We start from the raw sequence: 329 nt of genomic DNA, 5'->3' as shown, positions 1-329 counted from the left end.
CCTTAACCGCACCGATGCGTGCTTGCGGGCAAATCGATATTTCTCACTGGAATTTAGCCCATAACTATTTGAAACAGGGCTTGTTACTCGAAGCCTTGCATCAGTTTTCAGTTCGATTCGCCACCGTGGTGGCTAAAAACTCGGATCTCACTTATCGCTATCTCCCTGTTATGGTTGAACAGTTTTTCTCTACCACCCATTTTGATAGCGATCGGTTATGCGTTGAAGGACATATTGAACGCATTAATGAGGCCTATCGTATTCACTGTAAGGCTAGCACATATGACAATGGAAAGGCCGTTATTGCGCAGGCAATCATCATGGTCAGT

1 pseudogene is annotated in these 329 nt (G+C 45.0%); it reads left to right on the top strand.

Annotated features, from left to right (window positions below):
* Positions 1-80: 80 nt before the first annotated feature.
* Positions 81-329: pseudogene (locus tag ACFILW_RS09905) on the top strand (beta-hydroxyacyl-ACP dehydratase); the annotation flags it as partial.

This window comes from Bartonella sp. TT110JLCBS (assembly GCF_042193405.1).
Classification (GTDB): domain Bacteria; phylum Pseudomonadota; class Alphaproteobacteria; order Rhizobiales; family Rhizobiaceae; genus Bartonella.
This window is presented reverse-complemented; position numbering and strand designations above follow the sequence as displayed.